Source organism: Brevibacillus thermoruber 423 (genome assembly GCF_000454065.1).
GTDB classification, from domain to species: domain Bacteria; phylum Bacillota; class Bacilli; order Brevibacillales; family Brevibacillaceae; genus Brevibacillus; species Brevibacillus thermoruber.
This window is the reverse complement of record NZ_KE695652.1, coordinates 427,803-446,699: the sequence shown is the minus strand read 5'-3', so window position 1 is coordinate 446,699 and position 18,897 is coordinate 427,803. Positions and strand designations below refer to the sequence as shown.

The window sequence follows — 18,897 nt, the reverse complement described above, 5'->3', positions numbered from 1 at the left end:
CGAACGTGCTCTTCTCCCTTCAAGTGTTCATCATCCTGCTGGTGACCAAGCTGGCCGGCGAGTACAGTGTGCGCCTGGGGCAGCCGGCCGTCCTCGGCAAGCTGCTCAGCGGCATCCTGATTGGTCCGGCCGTGCTGGGGGTAATCGAGCGTACGGAAGTGCTGCATGAGCTGAGCCAGGTAGGCGTCCTGCTTCTCATGTTCCTCGCAGGATTGGAAACCAATCTGGACGATTTGCGCAGGAACCGGAACGCCTCCGTGGCCGTTGCCGTCGGCGGGATGCTGGTACCGTTTGCAGGCAGCTATCTGGCTGCCCGTTTTTTTGGCCTGGAGCCAATCAACGCCGTCTTTCTCGGCCTGCTGCTGTCGGCCACATCGGTAAGCATCTCGGTCCAAACCATAAAGGAGCTGGGCAAGCTGCACACGCGCGAAAGCACGACCATTCTCGGCGCGGCGATTGTGGACGACATTCTGGTGGTCGCAGCCCTGGCGATCCTGATGAGTGTTCTCGGCGGCGCGGAAACGCCACTGCTTCTCGTCCTCGGCAAGAAAGCGGCGTTTTTTGCCGTCATCATCCTGCTGGGCTGGAAGGTTGTCCCCTGGGTGATGAAAAAGCTGGCCCCATTGCGCGTGGAAGAGGCGGTGATCAGCGCCGGGTTGATCGTGTGCTTCTTTTTTGCCTGGCTGGCCGAATCCCTGGGTGTGGCTGGCATCATCGGCGCGTTTGCCGCCGGACTGTCCATCTCCCGGACCGATTTCAAGGAGGCGGTGGAACACAAGCTGGAACCGATCGCCTACGCGATCTTCGTGCCCGTCTTTTTCGTCAGCATCGGGCTGTCCGTATCGTTTGCAGGTATCGGCGGCCAGGTGTGGCAGATCGTGGTTCTTTCCGTCATCGCCGTCCTGACGAAACTGGTCGGCGCCGGAGCGGGCGCACGTCTTACCGGTTTTTCCCGGCCGTCCGCCTTCGCCGTCGGCAGCGGCATGGTGTCGCGCGGGGAGGTGGCCCTGATTCTGGCGGCCATCGGTCTGGAGACAAAGCTGCTGCCGGCCGGCCAGTTTACGGCGCTGTTGATTGTGGTGATTGTGACGACCATGGTGACGCCGCCGATGTTGAAGCGCGCCTTTGCCAAAGCGCTCTAACCGTGCCGCCTTTCGCAAATCACCTCGCCGCTGCAGGCGTCAATGAGGCGGACCGGCAGTCCCGACTCCTTGTGAACGGCCGCGTACTGCAGGCGGTAGAGGGACTGGCCGCCATCTCGGCACCGCTCCCACTGCAGGCGAAATACGGTTTCCTCCCGGAGACGACGCAGGGCTTCTCGAGGCGGCAGGGCGGGAATGATCGGCGCATGAATCAAGCCGTTTGGAGGCGCATCGAGCCCGGAAAAACGTTCGATCCGCCCTGTTGAGGAATGAACCGTGACGAAGAGGAACCCCGGTTCGCAGGGGATGCCGCCTCTTCGGACGCGAAACCGAAAATGTTCCCGTTCGCGGCGCTCGTCCCCTCCCTCGTCCGGGACATCCGATGCCAGTTCCAGCAGGGGCAGCAGTTCCGGCACCGCCCGCCGCAGGAAGGAAACGGCCCGCTCCAAACACTCCTCACGGGACAGGCGGAGCGTACCTGCTTCCTCTTCCCATCGCCAAAAGCTCAGCAAACGTCCCGTGTTCGCATCAAGCTGGGCCATGGCCGCACGTTCTTCCTGCCGCCTGAGGAAAAACTCTCCAATCGAGCGGTATGGGCGATCGGGCTCCTGCGAGACACGGTCGCGACGGCCCCAAACCACAGCCGTCTGGTTCTCCGCGGCGAACAACGCGGTCTGCTGAATGCGTTCGTAGTGGACAGGGTCAATCCCGATCAGTTCCTCCAGCGATTCGACGCCTTGTTCACAAGCTGAAACGGCTTCAGCCGACAGGGGGAGCCAGTTCACATCCTCTTCGTCCGCCGCCGCTTTTGCCTGCGGGCCTGTTTCCGCCGAAAAAGTCAGGCAGACCGGCTCCGGTTCATACACCAGCCGCCACGTTCCTCCACCGCCGGCGAATACGCTCTCCGGAAGCAGCTTCAGCACGAGCGTAAGCGTTACGTCGTTTTCCAGGAAACGCTCGCACACCGCCTCCTCCACCAACCGTGCGGGCGTTTCCGGCAGCGGCTGCACGCCGAAATAGGTAAAATCGGTCACCGCGCCGCTCTGGTGCACCTTGACGCGGCAGCCTGACAGCGGCAGCGGCAATCCCAGCGCCTCCTGGCGAAAGTGAACCCAGACGCCGTTTTTTTCTGTGGTCACCGTCACGTGAGAGAATGCTTCCAGCGCCTTGGGTTCGTGGCTGGAAACGAACTGTTCCGCCCGCCGCCTTAATGCATCAACCGGCAGCACCGGGCGACGATTCCACTCGTCGGGAACATCCTGCGTAAATTCAACCAGCTTTCCCTCCGAACTGAACGTGACCGCAATCCCTTCCTCGCTGTCGGGCTTGACCCAGAGAAACGTGGCCTTCCCTTCTTGGTGACGCCCCCCATCTTCGATCAGCAGCCTGTACGACGATGGGATGTCAAACAGTGAAACCGCCCGCTTCCTTAGTCCGTTCAGCGCAGTCTCCATGTCCGCTGCAGCCTGTTTCCGCACGGTGCACAACCTCCTGAAACCTTTCGTTTTGTCTCCCTGATTGCCATGCTGATTGCCATGTTCATCCTGTTTCATCCACATTATACCAAAGACAGAAAGATGAAAAAAACCTGTCCCTTGCCCGCTAACGGGCAGTGACAGGTTTTCGTGTCGTCAGCGCTGGGACCGTTCGTCCGGCTCGATGTGGATGTGCACGGCGTTGACGTTGTGTGCGGCCCTCATCCGCGCCTCGATATCCTCGGTGATCGTGTGGCTCTCCGTCACGTTCAGTCTGGGATCCACGTGAATCACGACATCGACCAGCACGCTGCTTCCGTGGTAGCGCGCCTTGATGTCCTTGATGTCCTTGACGCCGGGGATCTGGGCGATGGTGGAGCGCAGCGCTTCCAGTTCTCCGCGGTCAAACCCGTCCGTCAACCGGTGCGCAGCCTCGCGGAAAATGGACCACGCCGTTTTCAGGATGATCCCGCCCACCACGAGCGCGGTCAGCGGGTCCAGCCAATGCAGTTGGAACTGGGCGCCGGCCACTCCCGCAAAGGTACCGACGCTGACCAGAGCGTCGGAGCGGTTGTCTTCCGCGGCAGCCATCAAGCCCTGGCTGTGCGTCGCCCGCGCGAGCCGCCGGTTGTAGCGGTAGACGCCGAACATGACGGCAGCGGTTGCCAGGGCGGTCCAACCGGCCAGCATGTCGGGCGCTTTCATCTCCGGGTTGAACAGCGAGGAGATCGCCCGGCTGAGGACTTCGATCCCGACCGCCAGCATGATGAAAGATGCGACGAGGGCCGAAATGGTTTCCGCGCGAAAGTGGCCGTAGGGATGGTCGTGATCGGGCGGCTTTCGCGAAATGCGCAGGCCGATCAGCACGGCGACGGAAGCGACCACGTCGGTCGTGTTGTTCAGTCCGTCCGCCAGCAGCGCTTCCGAGCCTGCCGCAAGCGCCACCCCCACTTTCACCAGGGAGCAGCAGACATAGGCGATAATGCTGACCCACACTCCCCGTTCCCCCTGCTTCAGATTCGCGTACACATCCACCTGCATCACCTCAAGACTCCTTTTCACACGACCTTCATCGTACCAGACGACTCCCGAGTGGGTCTACAGAAACAGTTTTAGTCCGGGTCAGCATGATAGGGAGGAGGAAAATAAGTTGGACAGCTCCAAAACCTCTTGCCGGAATATTATGAAAGTGGTAAGCTGGTTCCGTACAACATTACACACATGCACGGGAGCTTGGGGAACCAGGCTGAGAGGATGGCTGATCCGCCGTCGACCGTTGAACCTGAACTGGGTAATGCCAGCGGAGGAATGTTCTTGACACCGAGAAACGGGGTGCGCGTCTGTTCGCGCACGCTCTTTCTTCAACTGCGTCTGGCGTCGCATGGTTCCATGCGGCGTTTTTTCGTGACGCGGCTTCTCCGCCTCCCGCAGGGTTCACGCCACGTGCAACCGTGACAAGGAGGTTTTTTTCATGTCCACTTCATCTTTCCCCTTCATCTCCGCATCGGCCGTCCCGCCGTTTCCGGGCAGCCGCAAAACGTACGTCCAGGGCTCCAGACCGGACATCCGCGTGCCGATGCGGGAGATTTCCCTGCAGCCGTCCATCACCCCCAACGGCGAAGTGCCCAACCCGCCGCTGCGCGTCTACGACACCAGCGGGGAGTATACGGCACCCGACTACATCGCCGATATCCGCAAGGGGCTGCCCGCCCTGCGCAGCAGTTGGATCGCGGAGAGGGGCGACACCGAGGAATACGACGGCCGCGAGCGCAGGCCGGAGGACGACGGCTACCGGCACAACCGGGAGGGGGCGTCCGTCCCCGTCTTTCCCGCCAACGGACGCAGGCCGCTGCGCGCCCGCCAGGGACAAAACGTCACCCAACTGCACTACGCCCGCCGCGGCATCATTACGCCGGAGATGGAGTTTGTGGCGATCCGCGAGGGCGTCTCGCCTGAGTTCGTGCGTCGGGAAGTGGCCAGCGGCCGGGCGATCATCCCCGCCAACATCAACCATCCGGAGAGCGAACCGATGATCATCGGCCGCCATTTTCACGTCAAGGTGAACGCCAACATCGGCACCTCCGCCGTCACCTCCTCCATCGGCGAGGAAGTGGAAAAAATGATCTGGGCCGTCCGCTGGGGGGCCGACACGATCATGGACCTGTCCACGGGCAAACACATCCACACCACCCGGGAATGGATCATCCGCAACAGCCCGGTTCCGGTCGGCACCGTCCCGATCTACCAGGCGCTGGAAAAGGTGAACGGCAAGGCGGAGGAGCTGACCTGGGAGGTGTACCGTGACACGCTGATCGAACAGGCGGAGCAGGGGGTGGACTACTTCACCATCCACGCCGGCGTGCTGCTTCGCTACATTCCGCTGACGGCCAAACGGGTGACCGGCATCGTCTCCCGCGGCGGTTCCATCATGGCCGCCTGGTGCCTGGCGCATCACCGGGAAAACTTTTTGTATACCCACTTTGAGGAGATTTGCGAGATTCTGAAAACGTACGACATCGCCGTATCGCTGGGAGACGGCCTCCGTCCCGGCTCCATCGCCGACGCCAACGACGAGGCCCAGTTTGCCGAGTTGGAAACGCTGGGGGAACTGACCCGGATCGCCTGGAAGCACGATGTCCAGGTGATGATCGAAGGCCCCGGCCACGTGCCGATGCACCTGATCCGCGAGAACATGGAACGGCAGCTCACGGTGTGTCAGGAAGCCCCCTTCTATACGCTGGGGCCGCTTACCACCGACATCGCCCCCGGCTACGATCACATCACCTCCGCCATCGGAGCGGCCATGATCGGCTGGTTCGGCACGGCCATGCTGTGCTACGTGACGCCCAAGGAACACCTCGGCCTGCCCAACAAGGAAGACGTCCGCAACGGGCTGATCGCCTACAAGATCGCCGCCCATGCCGCCGACCTGGCCAAGGGACACCCGCGCGCCCAAGAGCGGGACGACGCCCTGTCCAAAGCGCGGTTCGAATTCCGCTGGAACGACCAGTTCAACCTGTCGCTTGACCCGGAGCGGGCCCGCGAGTACCACGACGAGACGCTCCCGGCGGAAGGGGCGAAAACAGCCCACTTCTGCTCGATGTGCGGACCCAAATTTTGCAGTATGAACATCACGCAGGAAATCCGCAAGTACGCGCAGGAGAACAACCTGACCGTGGAGACGGCCGTGGAACAGGGGCTGAAAGAGCAGGCGGACGCCTTCCGGAAACGGGGGAACCGGCTCTACACGTAGGCGGCGCTTCCCGGCGCCGCACGCGCACCTGCAAGACGAGGAGGAGATCGTGTGAACCAGGCGGAACAGCTTCTCGCGGAAGCAAAACGGCTGGAGGCCGAATGGCTGAGGGTGAAGCAGCAGTTGGCGAAGCTCCAGTCCGAGTGCGAACACGACTTTGCCGACGGCCCGCTGTCGATGACCTGCCGCAAATGCCTGTACGCTGAAAGCACGTACTACTGAACCGCAGCCGAGGCGATGAGACGGATGCCGCTCATCGCCTCTTTCGCTTGTTTGCCGCTCATGCGGAATCGGCACAGACTTCCCCGGCCAATTGGGGAACAATCATGATGAGGCCGATCCGGACGGCTCCCTTCGTTCCGTCCGGCGGCAAATCCCGTTTACGTGGATGAGGTGGAACATGAAACCGATTATCCCGATGGAGCCAGTGGGGAGCGACACCATACCCCGGGACCCGGGCTGGATTGCCCAGGTGAAATGGGACGGCGTTCGCGTCCTGACCTATCACGACGGCAGGAACGTGCGGCTGTTCAACCGAAAGGGAAACGAGCGCACCCTGCACTACCCCGAAATAACGGATCTCGGCACGTACTGCCGAGCCGACTCCGTGATCCTGGATGGCGAGGTGATCGCGCTGGGAAGCGACGGCAAGCCCTCCTTTCACGAAGTGATGCGCCGGGACGGGATTCGCCGCATGCAGAACGTGCCCCGCATGCAGCAGACCGTGCCGATCACCTACATGATTTTTGACTGTCTGTATCTGAACGGGGAATGGATCAACCAACATTCCTTGCAGGACAGGCTCAGGCTGCTGACCGAAACGATCGAACCGAACAGCCACGTTCAAGTGGTGTCGTCCCATGATAACGGCACCGCCCTGTTTGAGGTGATCCGGCAGCACGGCATGGAAGGCATCGTCATGAAGCGGCTGGATGCCCCCTATCTCATCGGCGCGAAAAAAGAGGTGTGGCTGAAGATCAAACACTACCGGGATGTGATTGCCGCCATTGGCGGTTTCACCTTGAACGGCGGGGTCGTCAACGCGGTGCTTTTGGGCCTTTACGATGAGAACGGCCGGTTTTGGTACATCGGCCACGCGGGAACGGGCAAGCTGTCCCGCCAGGAGTGGCGGGAGCTGACCGACAGGCTGATGCCTGCGGTCATCCGTGAAAAACCCTTCGTGAACAAGCCCGAGCGTCACAATGACGTGTTCTGGGTGACCCCCACGCTGACGGCCAAAATCAAGTACGCGGAATGGACGGAAGGGCGATCGCTTCGCCAACCATCGATCCAGGCGATTGTGGACGTGCCGCCGCACGCCTGCAGGCTGGACAGGGTGATGATGAGATGACCTCCTACTGCTCTGCGGCGGCTGTTTCTTTCCCCTGCGTCTGCTTGTGTTTCAGGTGATTGATCGCCTGCATTTCCAGATAGGAGCTCACCAGCGCCACCAGATAGCAGAAAAAATACGTCGCGCCGCTGACCAGGCCGGCAAATCTGATCCGCTCCTCCAGCAAGGCCCCGCCGACGATCGACACCACACACACAAGAAGCGCCAGCTTGTTGATCCAGGACCACGTCCGGAAGCGCTTGTACTCTCTCGTATGGACGGGAAGCGGGTCATGTCCGCTTCCCCGTTCGCGCAAGCGGGCTGCGGCAAACAGGAATGCCAGCAGGGGAAGCTGAAGGATGAGGCTGATGGCCGGCATGCCGTAGCTGATGAAGCGCAGCACGTCATCCGTTTTGGGAAACGACAGGAGCGAGGAGACCACGACGAACAAGCCGCACGGCCCGTTGCAGGCGGCGTAATGATGCTGGCCGGCGAACGATCCGACGCCGACGAGAAAGGCGATGTAGGTGATGACCACCTTGATCGTGAAGGCGGGAAACCAGATGCTGAACAGGATCACTTCCACGCGGTCCAGGAAGTCGGTAATGTGGATCTGCTGCACCAGCGTGTGGAGGGGGAAGCTCAGGCGGCTGGTGATCAGATACCCCATCACGCCCAACTGAATCACCATCACCAGCGTCAGCGAAAATCCGGCGATGATCGCCCCGTGCTTCATGGTGGAATACAGCAGCCGGGAGTGGGAAATGGCATGCAGAAACGCGCCGAACAAAAAGATGTCGCCAAACATCCCGGACGCGACGAGATTGATGAGGCCGACCGCCGCAATCTTGCTCTCCAGCACCGGCTCCAGCCGTTCAACCGCATACTCGTTGCTCAGTGTAAAGTACAGCAAGGTGGCGATGAGAAAAAAAACGGGGAAGTACATTTCATTGACGCGGGCAGCCACTTCCGTGCTTGTTCTGCCGTAGTACATCAGCACCAGGACGAACACCAGGAGAATGATTTCCAGCGGCGTCCGGGGCAGCAGCGTCAAATGCAGGTAGAAGCTGACCCCCTTGATGTCCGCCACGATCAACAGCCACAGGTAGAACAGCACGATGGCGTTGACGATGCCGCCGATCCACCTGCCCCCTACCAGAAAGATGATTTCAAACAGGTTTTTTCCGGGGTAGGCCCGCGTCAGCCTCGCGAAGACCAGGGCCACCAGCATGGCGTAAAACGTCGGAATGATGTAGGCAAACCACGCGTCATTCTTGGCAATTTTGGCCAGCGTTTGCGGCTGGCTGATCAACGCCCCCGTGATCAGGACGCTGCCGATCAGCCAGGCAATCTGCCGGTGATTGATCACCTGTTTATGGATCATGACAGGTCCTCCTTACCGGATCTTTTCCAGCCACTGCTGGAGGCCAACGGAAAAGACGTCGGCCAGGTAATTGGTCGGCATGATCACGTTGAGTTGAAACTGCAGCGCAGCGAACAACCCGATCGTGATCAGGTAAAAGAAGCCCACCACCCGCCTCTGCTTGACCGGCATGTTTTTTCGCTTCATGAAAAACTGGATCAGGGACGCAAGCAGCATTAGGCCGTACAAAACCAGGAACACCCTATTCATCGTGATCTTCCTTTGTGATGTTCTCCGTTGTCTGGCCGATGTTGGTGATTTCGGCTTTGGTCTGGACGTGGAACTCCACCTGCGCAAGGCGCTCGTTCCAATCATCCCGCAACTGGCTTCGCCACTCCCGGGGATACTTGCGGGCCAACACCAGGCCCAGCCCGATTGTATCCGTCCGCTGCCGTCTCATCTGGGCCAGCGTCTTTTTTACCGTTTCGGTGATGTGCATGGACAGTTTTCGTTCCAGGGCAGTCAGGTTGGCCGCCCTGCCCAGATCCGCGTTGGTCAAGTTTTCAATGACGGTCGCCGAGGCGTACACATTGATCAAAAACTGGATCCGGCCCTGCTTGATCACAGGCTTGATTTCCGCCTTCCCCTTGTCGAACTGGACGTTGACGTTCTCCCTGTCTGTCAGGGCAACCTTGGTGGCGAAGGGCGTAAACTGACGGCGAAACCACCGCAGCCCCCCTGCCGCTTCCTCGTTGAACACCCCCACCATTTTGTCGCCGCGGAATTGTGCCACCCCGAGGATTTGAATCTCCTTGGACTTGCCTTTGGGATGGGAATGGACGGACATCACGTACGGCAGGTAGGCGTCCACGCCAGGTGTGCTCAGCATCTGTGCCATGTCTTTGACGGTGACGGGAATTGTTTCCTTTTTGATCAGTTCCCTCATCGCCTCACCCGAGAACCGTTCAAAACTGGGCTGTGCCTGCAGCATGGTAATGCCCTTCCCCTTGGCCAGCACCAGGTACGCGGTCAGACGGTTCTCCGGGAAACGGGCCACAATATCCAGCACCTTGCTCAATCCGTCCCGGGCCAACTCTTCCCCGATGACAATCACGCGATGGTGGGCGTAGAACAACTGCCGGCTCATCCTGGCCTGAAGCACGCTGTTTGCTTCCCGCAGCGTCTTGCCCGTGGCCGAGTCGACGTAATAGGTCTTATCCCCGCTGGTGCCTCCGCCGCCCCCGGTCGGTCCGCCCAGGTTGCTCACCAGCGGAACCTGAACGGACAAGCGGTACTCGCCATTGGCCTCCTTGTCGATGGAAAAGGCAATCACGATGGCGAGGTCGTTCACTTCCACCCGGTCCCAGCAGCCGGCCATCAGCAGTCCGCAGAGCGCGGCAACGCATCCCTTCATCCATCGTCTCATTCCTTCATCCCTCTCCTCGCGTGCGGCCTCCGTCACCTGTCCCCGATCCGCCTTGGCGAACGGTGCCGGAGCTGCCTGCGTCGCGCTGCTGTTGGCTGGTATGGCCGGCCCGCAGCCGACGGGCGTCCTGCACGCCGAGAAAGCTGGGCCGTTTGTTCATGTAGGACCAGGGAGCACGAATCAGCACGTCCTTCAGGTCGCCCACCGACATCGGCGCGATCGGCGACAGGTAGGGGACGCCAAGCGAACGCAGGTTGGCCAAGTGTCCCATGATCAGCAAAATGCCGACGAGAATCCCGTAGATGCCCAGAATCGAGGCGGCGATCATCAGCGGAAAACGCAGCATCCGGAGCGCGATGGAGGCGTTGAAATGGGGGACGGTAAACGAAGCGATCCCCGTAATGGACACGACGATCACCATCGGCGCCGACACAATCCCAGCCTCCACGGCCGCCTGCCCCACGACAAGAGCCCCCAGGATGCTGACCGCCTGACCGACCGTTTTGGGCAGGCGGACCCCGGCCTCCCGCAGCGCCTCAAAGGAGATTTCCATGATCAGCGCCTCCACGATCGCCGGAAACGGGATGGATTCCCGCGCCGCCGCGATGCTGAGCAGCAGGGTGGTGGGCAGCATCTGCTGATGAAACGTGGTGATGGCCACATAAGCGGCGGGCGTGAGCAGCGAAATGAGCAGAAACAGATAGCGCAGCCAGCGGATCAGGGTAGCCATCTGGAACCGTTCGTAGTAGTCTTCGTTCGCCTGCAGCATGATCCAGAACGTGGTGGGCACGATCAGCACCATGGGCGTTCCGTCGACCAAAATGGCGACCCGCCCTTCCAGCAGCGCTCCCGCCACCCTATCCGGCCGCTCGGTATACTGGACCTGCGGAAACGGAGAGTAGATGTTGTCCTGAATCAATTCCTCGATGTACCCCGATTCCAGGATCCCGTCGCTCTCGATCACGCTGATTCGTCGCGTGACTTCTTCCACCAATTCCCTGTCGGCGATTCCCTCTAGATACGCGAGCACCAGGTTGGTATTGGTTTCCCTGCCGATCACCAGCGATTTCATCTTCAGCCGGGGGGTCTTCAGCTTGCGCCGCAGCAGGGAGGTGTTCGTCCGGATGTTTTCGATGAAGCCCTCCCGCGGGCCGCGCACCACCGCCTCCCCCTCCGGCTCGTCGACAGAGCGCTTTTCCGGGCCGCGCATGCCCAAGGTGAGCGCCTGCGTGTTTCCGTCCACCATAATGCCGGTGTCGCCCGACAGCACGGCCTGCAAAAACTCTTTGTAATCCTTCGCCTTGGAGATTTGCGAGACCGGCAGAAGAGCCTCTTCGATCACTTCGACGTCGTCATCGCCGCTCTCCAGGATCATCAACGCCTCCAGCGCCTGGTTGACCGCTCTCGTATCGATCAGGCCGTCGACGAATACGGCCACGACCGGGACGCCGTTTTTCATCTTGAACTCGCGGATGACAAAGTCGGAGCAGTCGGAAAACAGCCGTTTCAAAAAGAGCACATTCTCCTGCAGGGCGGCGAAGACAGGAACCCCCTCCAGATCGGTCAAACTGCAGGTATTGATCGTTTTGAGCCATTCTTCCTTGTTGGGTGTTCCATTGTGAGCCATCGCATTCACCAACCGTTGGCAAGCTATCCGTATTATGGATGACAGACCGGCAAAATATGCAGACGGCGCCGCCGCATAACTGTCCCGCGCCGGGGCATAGTAGTGGCAAAACATCGGATGCCATCCCGAACATTTCTCCGGAAAGAGGGTGTCAAAGCCATGCCGACCGCCGCGGCCGATCTCGTCTTGACCGTCGAAGGCAGGGAACTGACCGTCACCAACCCGCAAAAACCGCTTTGGCCGGAAGCGAACGTCACCAAATGGGACTATATCCGCTACCTGTTGGAGGTGGCCCCTCCCCTGCTGCGCTACGCCAAAAACCGCCTGTTGACCGTGATCCGTTATCCGCACGGCATTCACGACAAGCATTTTTACCAGAAAAACCTGCCCGAGTACGCGCCGGACTGGATTGCCACGAGCCGCTGGGAAAACACGCGGTATCCGCTGTGCAACGACACCGCCACGCTTGTCTGGATGGCCAATCAGGCTGCGCTGGAGTGGCACGTGTCGTTTCATCTCGCCCACGATGAAACGCCGACCGAGCTGGTGTTCGACCTGGATCCTTCCACGCCCGAGTTCGCCCCCGCAGCCGAGACGGCGCTGCTGTTGAAGGAAGTGCTGGACGGGTTGAATCTGCCCTCATTCGTTAAGACATCGGGGGCCAGCGGTCTGCAGGTCTACATCCCGATCGAGCGGCGCTACAGCTTTGACGAAACCCGTCAGGTCGGTCAATTCGTCGCCACCTATCTGGCGGAGAAACACCCGAGCCTGGTCACCATAGAACGCCTGGTAAAAAACCGGGGAACCAAGCTGTACGTCGACTATCTGCAGCACTGGCGCGGCAAAACGCTGCCCGCTCCCTATTCCACGCGCGCCCGCCCGCAGGCGACCGTCTCCACTCCGATCACGTGGGACGAGGTGCCCCGCATTCATCCGACCGACTTTACCGTCCATACCGTGCCGCCGCGGCTCAAGGCACGGGGAGACCTGTTCGCGCCGGTCCACGATCCGGACCGGCGGGCATCCCTGGACCCGATTCTCTCCTTTCTCGCCAAGCGGAGGTAATGGAAGAGGAACCCCCGGCGGACCTCGTCCTTCCTCCCGCTTTGCGTTTTCTTTCGCCTTCCCTCAATTGGAACTGGCTGTGCTGTTTGTGCTATACTGGGCATCAGATGGTTGAAGGCAAGGAGGAATTCATCATGATTGATCCGATTGCGTTGTCGCTCGGCCCCATCAAGATCCACTGGTACGGTGTGATTATGGGGCTGGCGTTTTTCCTGGGCACCTATTTGGCCCGCTACAACGCCAAACGGGCCGGGATCGATCCCGACCACGTGCTGAACATGGTCGTCCTGATCATCCCGGCCGCGATCATCTGTGCCCGCTTGTACTACGTCATTTTTGAGTGGGAGCAGTATAAAGACAACCTGTTTGACGTGATTGCCGTGTGGAAGGGCGGACTGGCCATCCACGGCGGGTTGATCGGCGGTTTTCTCGCCGGTGCCTGGTACGTCCGCAAGCACAATCTTCCGTTTCTCAAGCTGGGGGACGTGCTGATTCCCAGCGTCATTCTGGGACAGGCGATCGGCCGCTGGGGCAACTTTATCAACCAGGAAGCCCACGGAGGGCCGGCCACGGAGGAGTTCATGTCGCACTTTCCCGCGTTTATCCGCGAACAGATGTACATCGGCGGCCAGTACTACCACCCCACGTTCTTGTACGAATCGCTGTGGAACCTCGTGGTCTTTGTCATCCTGATGGTCATGCTGTACCGGTTGAAACGCTTTGACGGGCAGGTGCTGTTCAGCTACATGATCCTCTACTCGCTCGGCCGCTTCTTTATTGAGGGCATGCGAACCGACAGCCTGATGCTCGGCCATACGCTGCGCGTCGCCCAGCTTGTCAGCCTCAGCCTGATCGCCGTCGGGGTCGTGCTGCTGCTGGTGTATGCCCGCAAAAGCAGGCAGCAGTCCGATCACTCCCAACAGTCGTCGGAATGACGAACACATACGCCCAAAAAACCGATCCGTGTAGTATGCACCCCTTAAACGTAGACGTTGGAACCCCCAGGGTTGACCGATCAATACGTTAGGGGGTGCATTCTTTTCTTACAGTCAAGGGCCAATCGTTCCCACCAGCTCTTGTCCCTGAGACGCCCGGAAAGCAGTTGAAATACATAAGGACGTGTCTGGACTGATCGGAACAGATACGGTTGAAACAAAATAAGCCGACCCCGGTCGTGTACCGGGGCCATCTAGCAGATTACGGTCATTCCTTGACGGTAAACTCAATGGAGCCCAGTCCGTCCCATTTGGCAGAAACGACATCGCCGACAGCAAGTGGCTGCGCTCCGGTAATGCCGCCGGTCAAGATCAGTTGGCCGGCGTGCAGCTTGCGCCCTCTGCGAGACAGCATGTTGGCCAACATGGCGACGGAATGGGCCGGATGTCCCAGCACTGCCGCCCCTGCGCCCAAATCTTTCAATTCCCCGTTGATGGAGAGGGTAACTCCGACCAGATCCAGTTCCAGCTCATCCGGTCTGCGCAGCCTCGATCCGATGAACACACGGGAAGCGGACGTGTTGTCCGCGATCACGTCGGGGAGGGTGAACTGAAAATTCAGGTAGCGGCTGTCGATAATCTCCAGGGCGGGAACGACGTATTCCGTGGCGGCCAACACGTGAGCGCCCGTCACTCCCGGTCCTTCGATATCCCTGCCGAGGATGAACGCGATTTCCGCTTCCACTTTCGGATGAATCAATTCACGGAAAGACAGGACGCCGCTGTCAACGGACATGTAATCAAACACATGGCCGTAGATCGGCTCGTTTACGTTCATCTGCTTCATTTTGGCCCGGCTGGTAAAGCCCATTTTCAGCGCGATCACCCGATGGCCCTGCTCGCGCTTGATGGCAACCAGCTCATCCTGGATCCGGTACGCATCCTCTACCGACAAGTCTGGATATTCAGCCGTAAGTTTCACCACTTCCTGCCGGTTGAACTCCGCATCGACCAGCTTTTGCGCCAATGATCTGTAGGAATGTTCCGCAAGCAAGCTGTCCACCTCCTTATCGCAGTCCCGCTGCACTGCGCTGCTTCAAGATTTCCGCAGCGACATCAATGATCATGTCTTCCTGACCGCCTACCGCTTTTCGCTTCCCGAGCTCAATCAGGATATCGCGGGAATCAATTCCGAACTTCTTCGCGGCACGCTCCGCATGTAGCCGGAAGCTGGAATACACGCCTGCGTATCCGAGGACCAGGCTGTCCCGGGTAATCTCCTGCGGAACCTGAAGGATGGGCGCAACGATCTCTTCCGCCAGATCCATCATTTTGTAAAGATCAATGCCGGTTTCGATGCCCATCCGTTCCAGCACGGCGACCAGTACTTCCGTTTGCGTATTGCCCGCGCCGGCCCCCAAACAGCGGACACTGCCGTCGATGCGCGTTGCCCCTTCCTGAATCGCCGCCAGCGTGTTGGCCATCGCCAGGGACAAATTATTGTGCGCGTGGAACCCGATCTCAACGCCGATGCTTTGCTTTAATGCCCTGATTCGTTCGGCCACTTCATGAGGCAGCAGGGCGCCGGCCGAATCAACCACATACACCGCATCGGCTCCGTAGCTCTCCATCAGTTTCGCCTGCTCGACCAGTTTTTCCGGAGGTGCCATGTGAGACATCATCAAAAAACCGACGGTGAAGAGGCCAAGTTCTTTGGAGCGGGCAATGTGTTGAGCGGAAATATCGGCTTCGGTAACGTGCGTCGCGATCCGCGCCATGCCGACACCCAGCTTCGCAGCGGCATTCAAATCCTTGATTGTGCCGATTCCCGGCAGGAGGAGCACACCTACCGTCGCCTGTTTGCAGACGGCAACTGCCGCCTCGATCAGTTCCATCTCATTCGTTCGGGACAGCCCGTACTGCAAGGAAGAACCGGCCAGACCGTCTCCATGGGAAACTTCGATGAAGGGAACATTCGCCTCGTCCAAAGCGCGGGCCACGCTCACCACCTGTTCCACGGTAAATTGATGGTTGATCGCATGGCTGCCGTCGCGAAGCGCCACTTCCGTGATGAGAATATCCCGTTTACCACTCATCTGTTTCGTCTCCTTTCCAGTTTCAGACGGATGCTGCGTTCACGTGGTGCGCGGCAAATTCCTCCGCCACTTTCACCGCCGTCGCTGTCATGATGTCCAAATTGCCGGAGTAGGTGGGCAGGTAATCGCCGGCCCCTTCCACTTCCAAAAAGACGGTGACTTTGTTGCCGTCGAAAATGGGCTCGGTACGGAGACGGTATCCGGGTACGTACGATTGAATATAGCCTGCGGTTTGCTCAATGGATGCAGCAATCGCCTGTTCATCCAGCGTTTCTTCGTCAACCAGCGCATACACCGTGTTCCTCATCAAAATCGGCGGCTCTGCGGGGTTCAGGATGATAATCGCCTTGCCTTTCTTCGCGCCGCCAATGGCTTCGATGCCGTGGGCGGTGGTTTCCGTAAATTCGTCGATGTTGGCGCGGGTGCCCGGACCGGCGCTTTTGCTGGAAATGGTGGCGACAATCTCAGCGTAGTTGACCGGGCTCACGCGGTTAATCGCGTGAACGATCGGAATCGTCGCCTGGCCTCCGCACGTAATCAGATTGATGTTTTTTTCGTGCAGGTGGGAACCGAGATTTACGGCCGGAACGACATATGGGCCGACTGCGGCCGGAGTCAGGTCGATGGCAAGCTTGCCCGCTTCCCGGAGGGCCTTGGCGTGACGAATATGCGCTTTCGCAGACGTGGCGTCAAACACGATGTCGGCAAGTTCCGGACTGTTTTCCAAAAACTGCTTCAGTCCACCGTCGAACACTTCATAACCGCGCTGCTTCGCCATGCGCAGTCCCTCCGAGTCGGGATCGATGCCGATCATCGCGGTAAGCTCCAACTGGCTTGACCGGCCCAGCTTCATCATCAAATCGGTGCCGATGTTTCCGGAGCCGAGAATGGCAACCTTTACGTTAGACATGAAATCTCACTCCCACTTCCCCGAGATGGGCGATTCGCGCGCTAAAACAGTCTCCGGGGGCCGCATTGACCGCCGCAGACAGGGCACCAGACAGAATCACTTCCCCGGCTTTCAGCGTAATCCCAAACTCAAACAGCTTGTTGGCCAGCCATGCCACGCAGTTGGCAGGGTTGCCCAGCGCCGCTGCTCCCACACCGGTATTGACCAACTCGCCGTTTTTGTATAGGACCATACCAGCCAGCGCGAGGTCGATTTGATCCGGCTTCACGGGGCGTCCGCCCAGCACGTACAAACCGGAGGAGGCATTGTCTGCAATCGTATCCTGCAGCTTGATCTTCCAATCCGCGATCCGGCTGTCCACAATTTCCAGAGCAGGGAGGAGATAATCGGTCGCCTGCAGCACGTCTGACGCGGTAAGGCGAGGCCCCTGCAAGTCGCGCTTTAACACGAAGGCAATTTCCCCTTCCACCTTGGGCTGGATCACGCGCTGAAACGGAATCTCCCCTCCGTTTTCAACGGCCATGCCCGACAGCAGATGACCGTAATCAGGCTGGTCGACCCCGAGCAGTGTCTGCATGGCTAACGAGGTCAACCCGATTTTCTTTCCGACAACGACGTCGCCGGCCTTCACCTTTCGCTCGATTGTGTGCAGCTGCACGCGGTATGCTTCTTCTGTCGTCAAATTGGGGTCCAGGGCCGTTAACGGCTCTACCCCGCGGCCGCTTCGTTCCGCCTCCGCCAAATGGTCGGCAAATTTCGTGATTTTTGCCAAGTCCAACGACGCTACCTCCCTGTGTGAGATTTCATAGTTTCATGGTAACGGTCTTTGCTTCCGTATAGAATTCAAAGCTGTGCCGCCCACCTTCACGGCCGATGCCGCTCGCTTTTGCCCCGCCGAACGGCGTGCGAAGGTCGCGCACATACCAGCAGTTGATCCACAACAGGCCGGACTGCACCTGAGCTGCCACCCGGTGGGCACGTCTCAGGTCGTTCGTCCAGACCACGCCGGCCAATCCGTAGATCGAGTCATTGGCGATGCGAATCGCTTCTTCCTCCGTTTTGAACGGAATGACGACTACGACCGGGCCGAAAATTTCCTCCTGGGCCACCCGCATTTTATTGTCTACGTCATAAAAGACGGTCGGCTCGTAGAAGTTTCCGTCACCCAGGCTGGTGATTCGCTTGCCGCCGTAAGCAAGCTTGGCGCCTTCGGCCAGACCGATCTGCACGTAGTCATCGACCGTTTTCAGGTGGCTGCGCGATACGAGCGCCCCCATATCCGTCTCCGGATCCAGCGGATCGCCCACCTTGATTTGCTGCACCGCCTTCACGAATTTGTCGAGGAACCGGTCGTAAATGCTTTCCTGCACCAGCAGCCGCGACCCGGCCAGGCAGATTTCTCCCTGGTTGCGGAAAATCGCTTCGATGGACCCCTTCACCGCTTCATCGAGATCGGCGTCTTCAAACACGATGTTTGCCGACTTTCCGCCCAGTTCGAGAGAGACCGGGATCAGCCGGGAAGCGGCGTTTTTCATGACCGTCTTGCCCGTCGTCGTCTCGCCGACAAACGAAATCCGACGTACGTAGGGATGCGTGGTCATCGCCGTGCCGACGGTTCCTCCCGGGCCGGTCACGATGTTCAAAACGCCCGGGGGCAGGCCTGACTCATTGGCAATTTCCCCCAGCATCACGGCGCTCAGGGGAGTATAAGAGGCCGGCTTCACCACCACGGTATTGCCGGCTGCCAGGGCCGCGGAAGCTTTCCAGGTCATCTGCATGAACGGCAGATTCCACGGAATAATCAGGCTGGTCACCCCTGCGGGAGCGTATTTCGTGTACGACATGAAATTGCGCATCTCGTAGTTTTCATGAATCAGGTATTTGGCCATCTCGGCAAAAAAGCGCAAGTTCCAGGCAGCTCTGGGAATGTCAAAGCCGTGGCTCTCCTTGATCGGCTTGCCGACATCGAGCGTTTCCACCCAGGCCAATTCGTCCACCCGTTCCATGACGAGGTCGGACATTTTGCAGAGAATCTTCGCCCGTTCTTCGACAGGCATACCGCTCCAGACGCCGCTTTCAAAGGTGCGCTGCGCCACTTCAATCGCCTTGTTCACATCTTCCTCGCCGGCATTGGCCACCGAGGCCAGCTTTACATTGGTCGCCGGGTTGATCGTGTCGAACGTCTCGCCGGATATGGCGTCGATGTATTCGCCGTTGATGAACAGCTTGGCGTCTTTTATCTTTCTTTCTCTTTCCTGTGCAGTCTGGCTCATCT

17 protein-coding genes are annotated in these 18,897 nt (G+C 59.5%); 6 read left to right on the top strand and 11 right to left on the bottom strand.

The window, feature by feature from the left end:
• The first annotated feature begins 5 nt into the window (after positions 1 to 5).
• Positions 6 to 1,142 carry a cation:proton antiporter gene (locus M516_RS0116780; RefSeq protein WP_029100149.1) on the top strand — a complete coding sequence of 379 codons (1,137 nt, stop codon included), beginning with the start codon at positions 6 to 8 and terminating at the stop codon, positions 1,140 to 1,142.
• On the opposite strand, the gene M516_RS0116775 is transcribed toward M516_RS0116780, so the two are convergent.
• Both M516_RS0116775 and M516_RS0116770 read right to left on the bottom strand, forming a co-directional pair.
• Positions 1,139 to 2,620: a YcdB/YcdC domain-containing protein gene (locus tag M516_RS0116775; RefSeq protein WP_029100148.1), complete on the bottom strand. Its 1,482-nt coding sequence runs from the start codon at positions 2,618 to 2,620 to the stop codon at positions 1,139 to 1,141. The two genes, M516_RS0116780 and M516_RS0116775, sit on opposite strands and share 4 nt — an antisense overlap.
• 153 nt (positions 2,621 to 2,773) lie before the next feature.
• Complete coding sequence (locus tag M516_RS0116770) at positions 2,774 to 3,652, bottom strand: cation diffusion facilitator family transporter (RefSeq protein ID WP_029100147.1); 879 nt, start codon at positions 3,650 to 3,652, stop codon at positions 2,774 to 2,776.
• A gap of 436 nt (positions 3,653 to 4,088) precedes the next feature.
• Between M516_RS0116770 and thiC the strand changes: the two genes are divergently transcribed.
• From thiC to M516_RS0116755, 3 genes are all read left to right on the top strand, one after another.
• Positions 4,089 to 5,870, top strand: coding sequence for a phosphomethylpyrimidine synthase ThiC (gene thiC, locus M516_RS0116765; protein WP_029100146.1), 1,782 nt, complete (start codon positions 4,089 to 4,091; stop codon positions 5,868 to 5,870).
• A gap of 51 nt (positions 5,871 to 5,921) precedes the next feature.
• Positions 5,922 to 6,092 (top strand): hypothetical protein, encoded by a 171-nt coding sequence (locus M516_RS25700; RefSeq protein ID WP_162836737.1) that lies wholly within the window; start codon positions 5,922 to 5,924, stop codon positions 6,090 to 6,092.
• A gap of 178 nt (positions 6,093 to 6,270) precedes the next feature.
• A complete protein-coding gene (locus M516_RS0116755) occupies positions 6,271 to 7,221 on the top strand; it encodes an ATP-dependent DNA ligase (RefSeq protein ID WP_029100145.1) in 951 nt (316 codons plus the stop codon).
• A gap of 4 nt (positions 7,222 to 7,225) precedes the next feature.
• On the opposite strand, the gene M516_RS0116750 is transcribed toward M516_RS0116755, so the two are convergent.
• From M516_RS0116750 to M516_RS23710, 4 genes are read right to left on the bottom strand one after another with little or no spacing between them, the layout of a single operon-like run.
• The gene (locus tag M516_RS0116750; RefSeq protein WP_029100144.1) at positions 7,226 to 8,584 is read right to left on the bottom strand and encodes a GerAB/ArcD/ProY family transporter; all 1,359 of its coding nucleotides are present in this window, start codon (positions 8,582 to 8,584) and stop codon (positions 7,226 to 7,228) included.
• A gap of 12 nt (positions 8,585 to 8,596) precedes the next feature.
• Complete coding sequence (locus tag M516_RS0116745) at positions 8,597 to 8,833, bottom strand: hypothetical protein (protein WP_029100143.1); 237 nt, start codon at positions 8,831 to 8,833, stop codon at positions 8,597 to 8,599.
• A complete protein-coding gene (locus M516_RS0116740; RefSeq protein ID WP_029100142.1) occupies positions 8,826 to 9,989 on the bottom strand; it encodes a Ger(x)C family spore germination protein in 1,164 nt (387 codons plus the stop codon). The genes M516_RS0116745 and M516_RS0116740 overlap by 8 nt, the downstream gene beginning before the upstream one ends.
• Positions 9,990 to 9,993: 4 nt before the next feature.
• A complete protein-coding gene (locus M516_RS23710; RefSeq protein ID WP_035289956.1) occupies positions 9,994 to 11,616 on the bottom strand; it encodes a spore germination protein in 1,623 nt (540 codons plus the stop codon).
• A 159-nt stretch (positions 11,617 to 11,775) separates the two neighbouring features.
• On the opposite strand from M516_RS23710, the gene ligD reads away from it, so the two are divergent.
• Positions 11,776 to 12,681 carry a non-homologous end-joining DNA ligase gene (gene ligD, locus M516_RS0116730; RefSeq protein ID WP_029100141.1) on the top strand — a complete coding sequence of 302 codons (906 nt, stop codon included), beginning with the start codon at positions 11,776 to 11,778 and terminating at the stop codon, positions 12,679 to 12,681.
• A 134-nt stretch (positions 12,682 to 12,815) separates the two neighbouring features.
• Positions 12,816 to 13,616: a prolipoprotein diacylglyceryl transferase gene (gene lgt / locus M516_RS0116725; protein WP_029100140.1), complete on the top strand. Its 801-nt coding sequence runs from the start codon at positions 12,816 to 12,818 to the stop codon at positions 13,614 to 13,616.
• Positions 13,617 to 13,884: 268 nt separating this feature from the next.
• On the opposite strand, the gene M516_RS0116720 is transcribed toward lgt, so the two are convergent.
• The 5 genes from M516_RS0116720 to M516_RS0116700 are packed head-to-tail and all read right to left on the bottom strand — an operon-like array spanning position 13,885 to position 18,895.
• Positions 13,885 to 14,670 carry a 2-keto-4-pentenoate hydratase gene (locus tag M516_RS0116720; protein ID WP_029100139.1) on the bottom strand — a complete coding sequence of 262 codons (786 nt, stop codon included), beginning with the start codon at positions 14,668 to 14,670 and terminating at the stop codon, positions 13,885 to 13,887.
• Positions 14,671 to 14,683: 13 nt separating this feature from the next.
• Complete coding sequence (gene dmpG / locus M516_RS0116715) at positions 14,684 to 15,712, bottom strand: 4-hydroxy-2-oxovalerate aldolase (protein ID WP_029100138.1); 1,029 nt, start codon at positions 15,710 to 15,712, stop codon at positions 14,684 to 14,686.
• Positions 15,713 to 15,734: 22 nt separating this feature from the next.
• Positions 15,735 to 16,622, bottom strand: a complete 888-nt coding sequence (locus M516_RS0116710; protein WP_029100137.1) for an acetaldehyde dehydrogenase (acetylating) — start codon at positions 16,620 to 16,622, stop codon at positions 15,735 to 15,737.
• On the bottom strand, positions 16,615 to 17,400 hold the full coding sequence (locus tag M516_RS0116705) for a 2-keto-4-pentenoate hydratase (RefSeq protein ID WP_029100136.1): 786 nt from the start codon (positions 17,398 to 17,400) through the stop codon (positions 16,615 to 16,617). Before M516_RS0116705 ends, M516_RS0116710 begins: the two co-directional genes overlap by 8 nt.
• A 25-nt stretch (positions 17,401 to 17,425) precedes the next feature.
• Positions 17,426 to 18,895, bottom strand: coding sequence for an aldehyde dehydrogenase (locus M516_RS0116700; RefSeq protein WP_029100135.1), 1,470 nt, complete (start codon positions 18,893 to 18,895; stop codon positions 17,426 to 17,428).
• Between the last annotated feature and the right edge of the window lie 2 nt (positions 18,896 to 18,897).

Excerpts from the sequence above, each read along its gene's own strand:
- thiC (WP_029100146.1), top strand. The coding sequence starts at position 4,089 with ATGTCCACTTCATCTTTCCCCTTCATCTCCGCATCGGCCGTCCCGCCG.
- M516_RS0116755 (WP_029100145.1), top strand. The coding sequence starts at position 6,271 with ATGAAACCGATTATCCCGATGGAGCCAGTGGGGAGCGACACCATACCC.
- M516_RS0116750 (WP_029100144.1), bottom strand. The coding sequence starts at position 8,584 with ATGATCCATAAACAGGTGATCAATCACCGGCAGATTGCCTGGCTGATC.
- M516_RS0116745 (WP_029100143.1), bottom strand. The coding sequence starts at position 8,833 with ATGAATAGGGTGTTCCTGGTTTTGTACGGCCTAATGCTGCTTGCGTCC.
- M516_RS0116740 (WP_029100142.1), bottom strand. The coding sequence starts at position 9,989 with ATGAGACGATGGATGAAGGGATGCGTTGCCGCGCTCTGCGGACTGCTG.
- M516_RS23710 (WP_035289956.1), bottom strand. The coding sequence starts at position 11,616 with ATGGCTCACAATGGAACACCCAACAAGGAAGAATGGCTCAAAACGATC.
- ligD (WP_029100141.1), top strand. The coding sequence starts at position 11,776 with ATGCCGACCGCCGCGGCCGATCTCGTCTTGACCGTCGAAGGCAGGGAA.
- lgt (WP_029100140.1), top strand. The coding sequence starts at position 12,816 with ATGATTGATCCGATTGCGTTGTCGCTCGGCCCCATCAAGATCCACTGG.
- dmpG (WP_029100138.1), bottom strand. The coding sequence starts at position 15,712 with ATGAGTGGTAAACGGGATATTCTCATCACGGAAGTGGCGCTTCGCGAC.
- M516_RS0116710 (WP_029100137.1), bottom strand. The coding sequence starts at position 16,622 with ATGTCTAACGTAAAGGTTGCCATTCTCGGCTCCGGAAACATCGGCACC.
- M516_RS0116700 (WP_029100135.1), bottom strand. The coding sequence starts at position 18,895 with ATGAGCCAGACTGCACAGGAAAGAGAAAGAAAGATAAAAGACGCCAAG.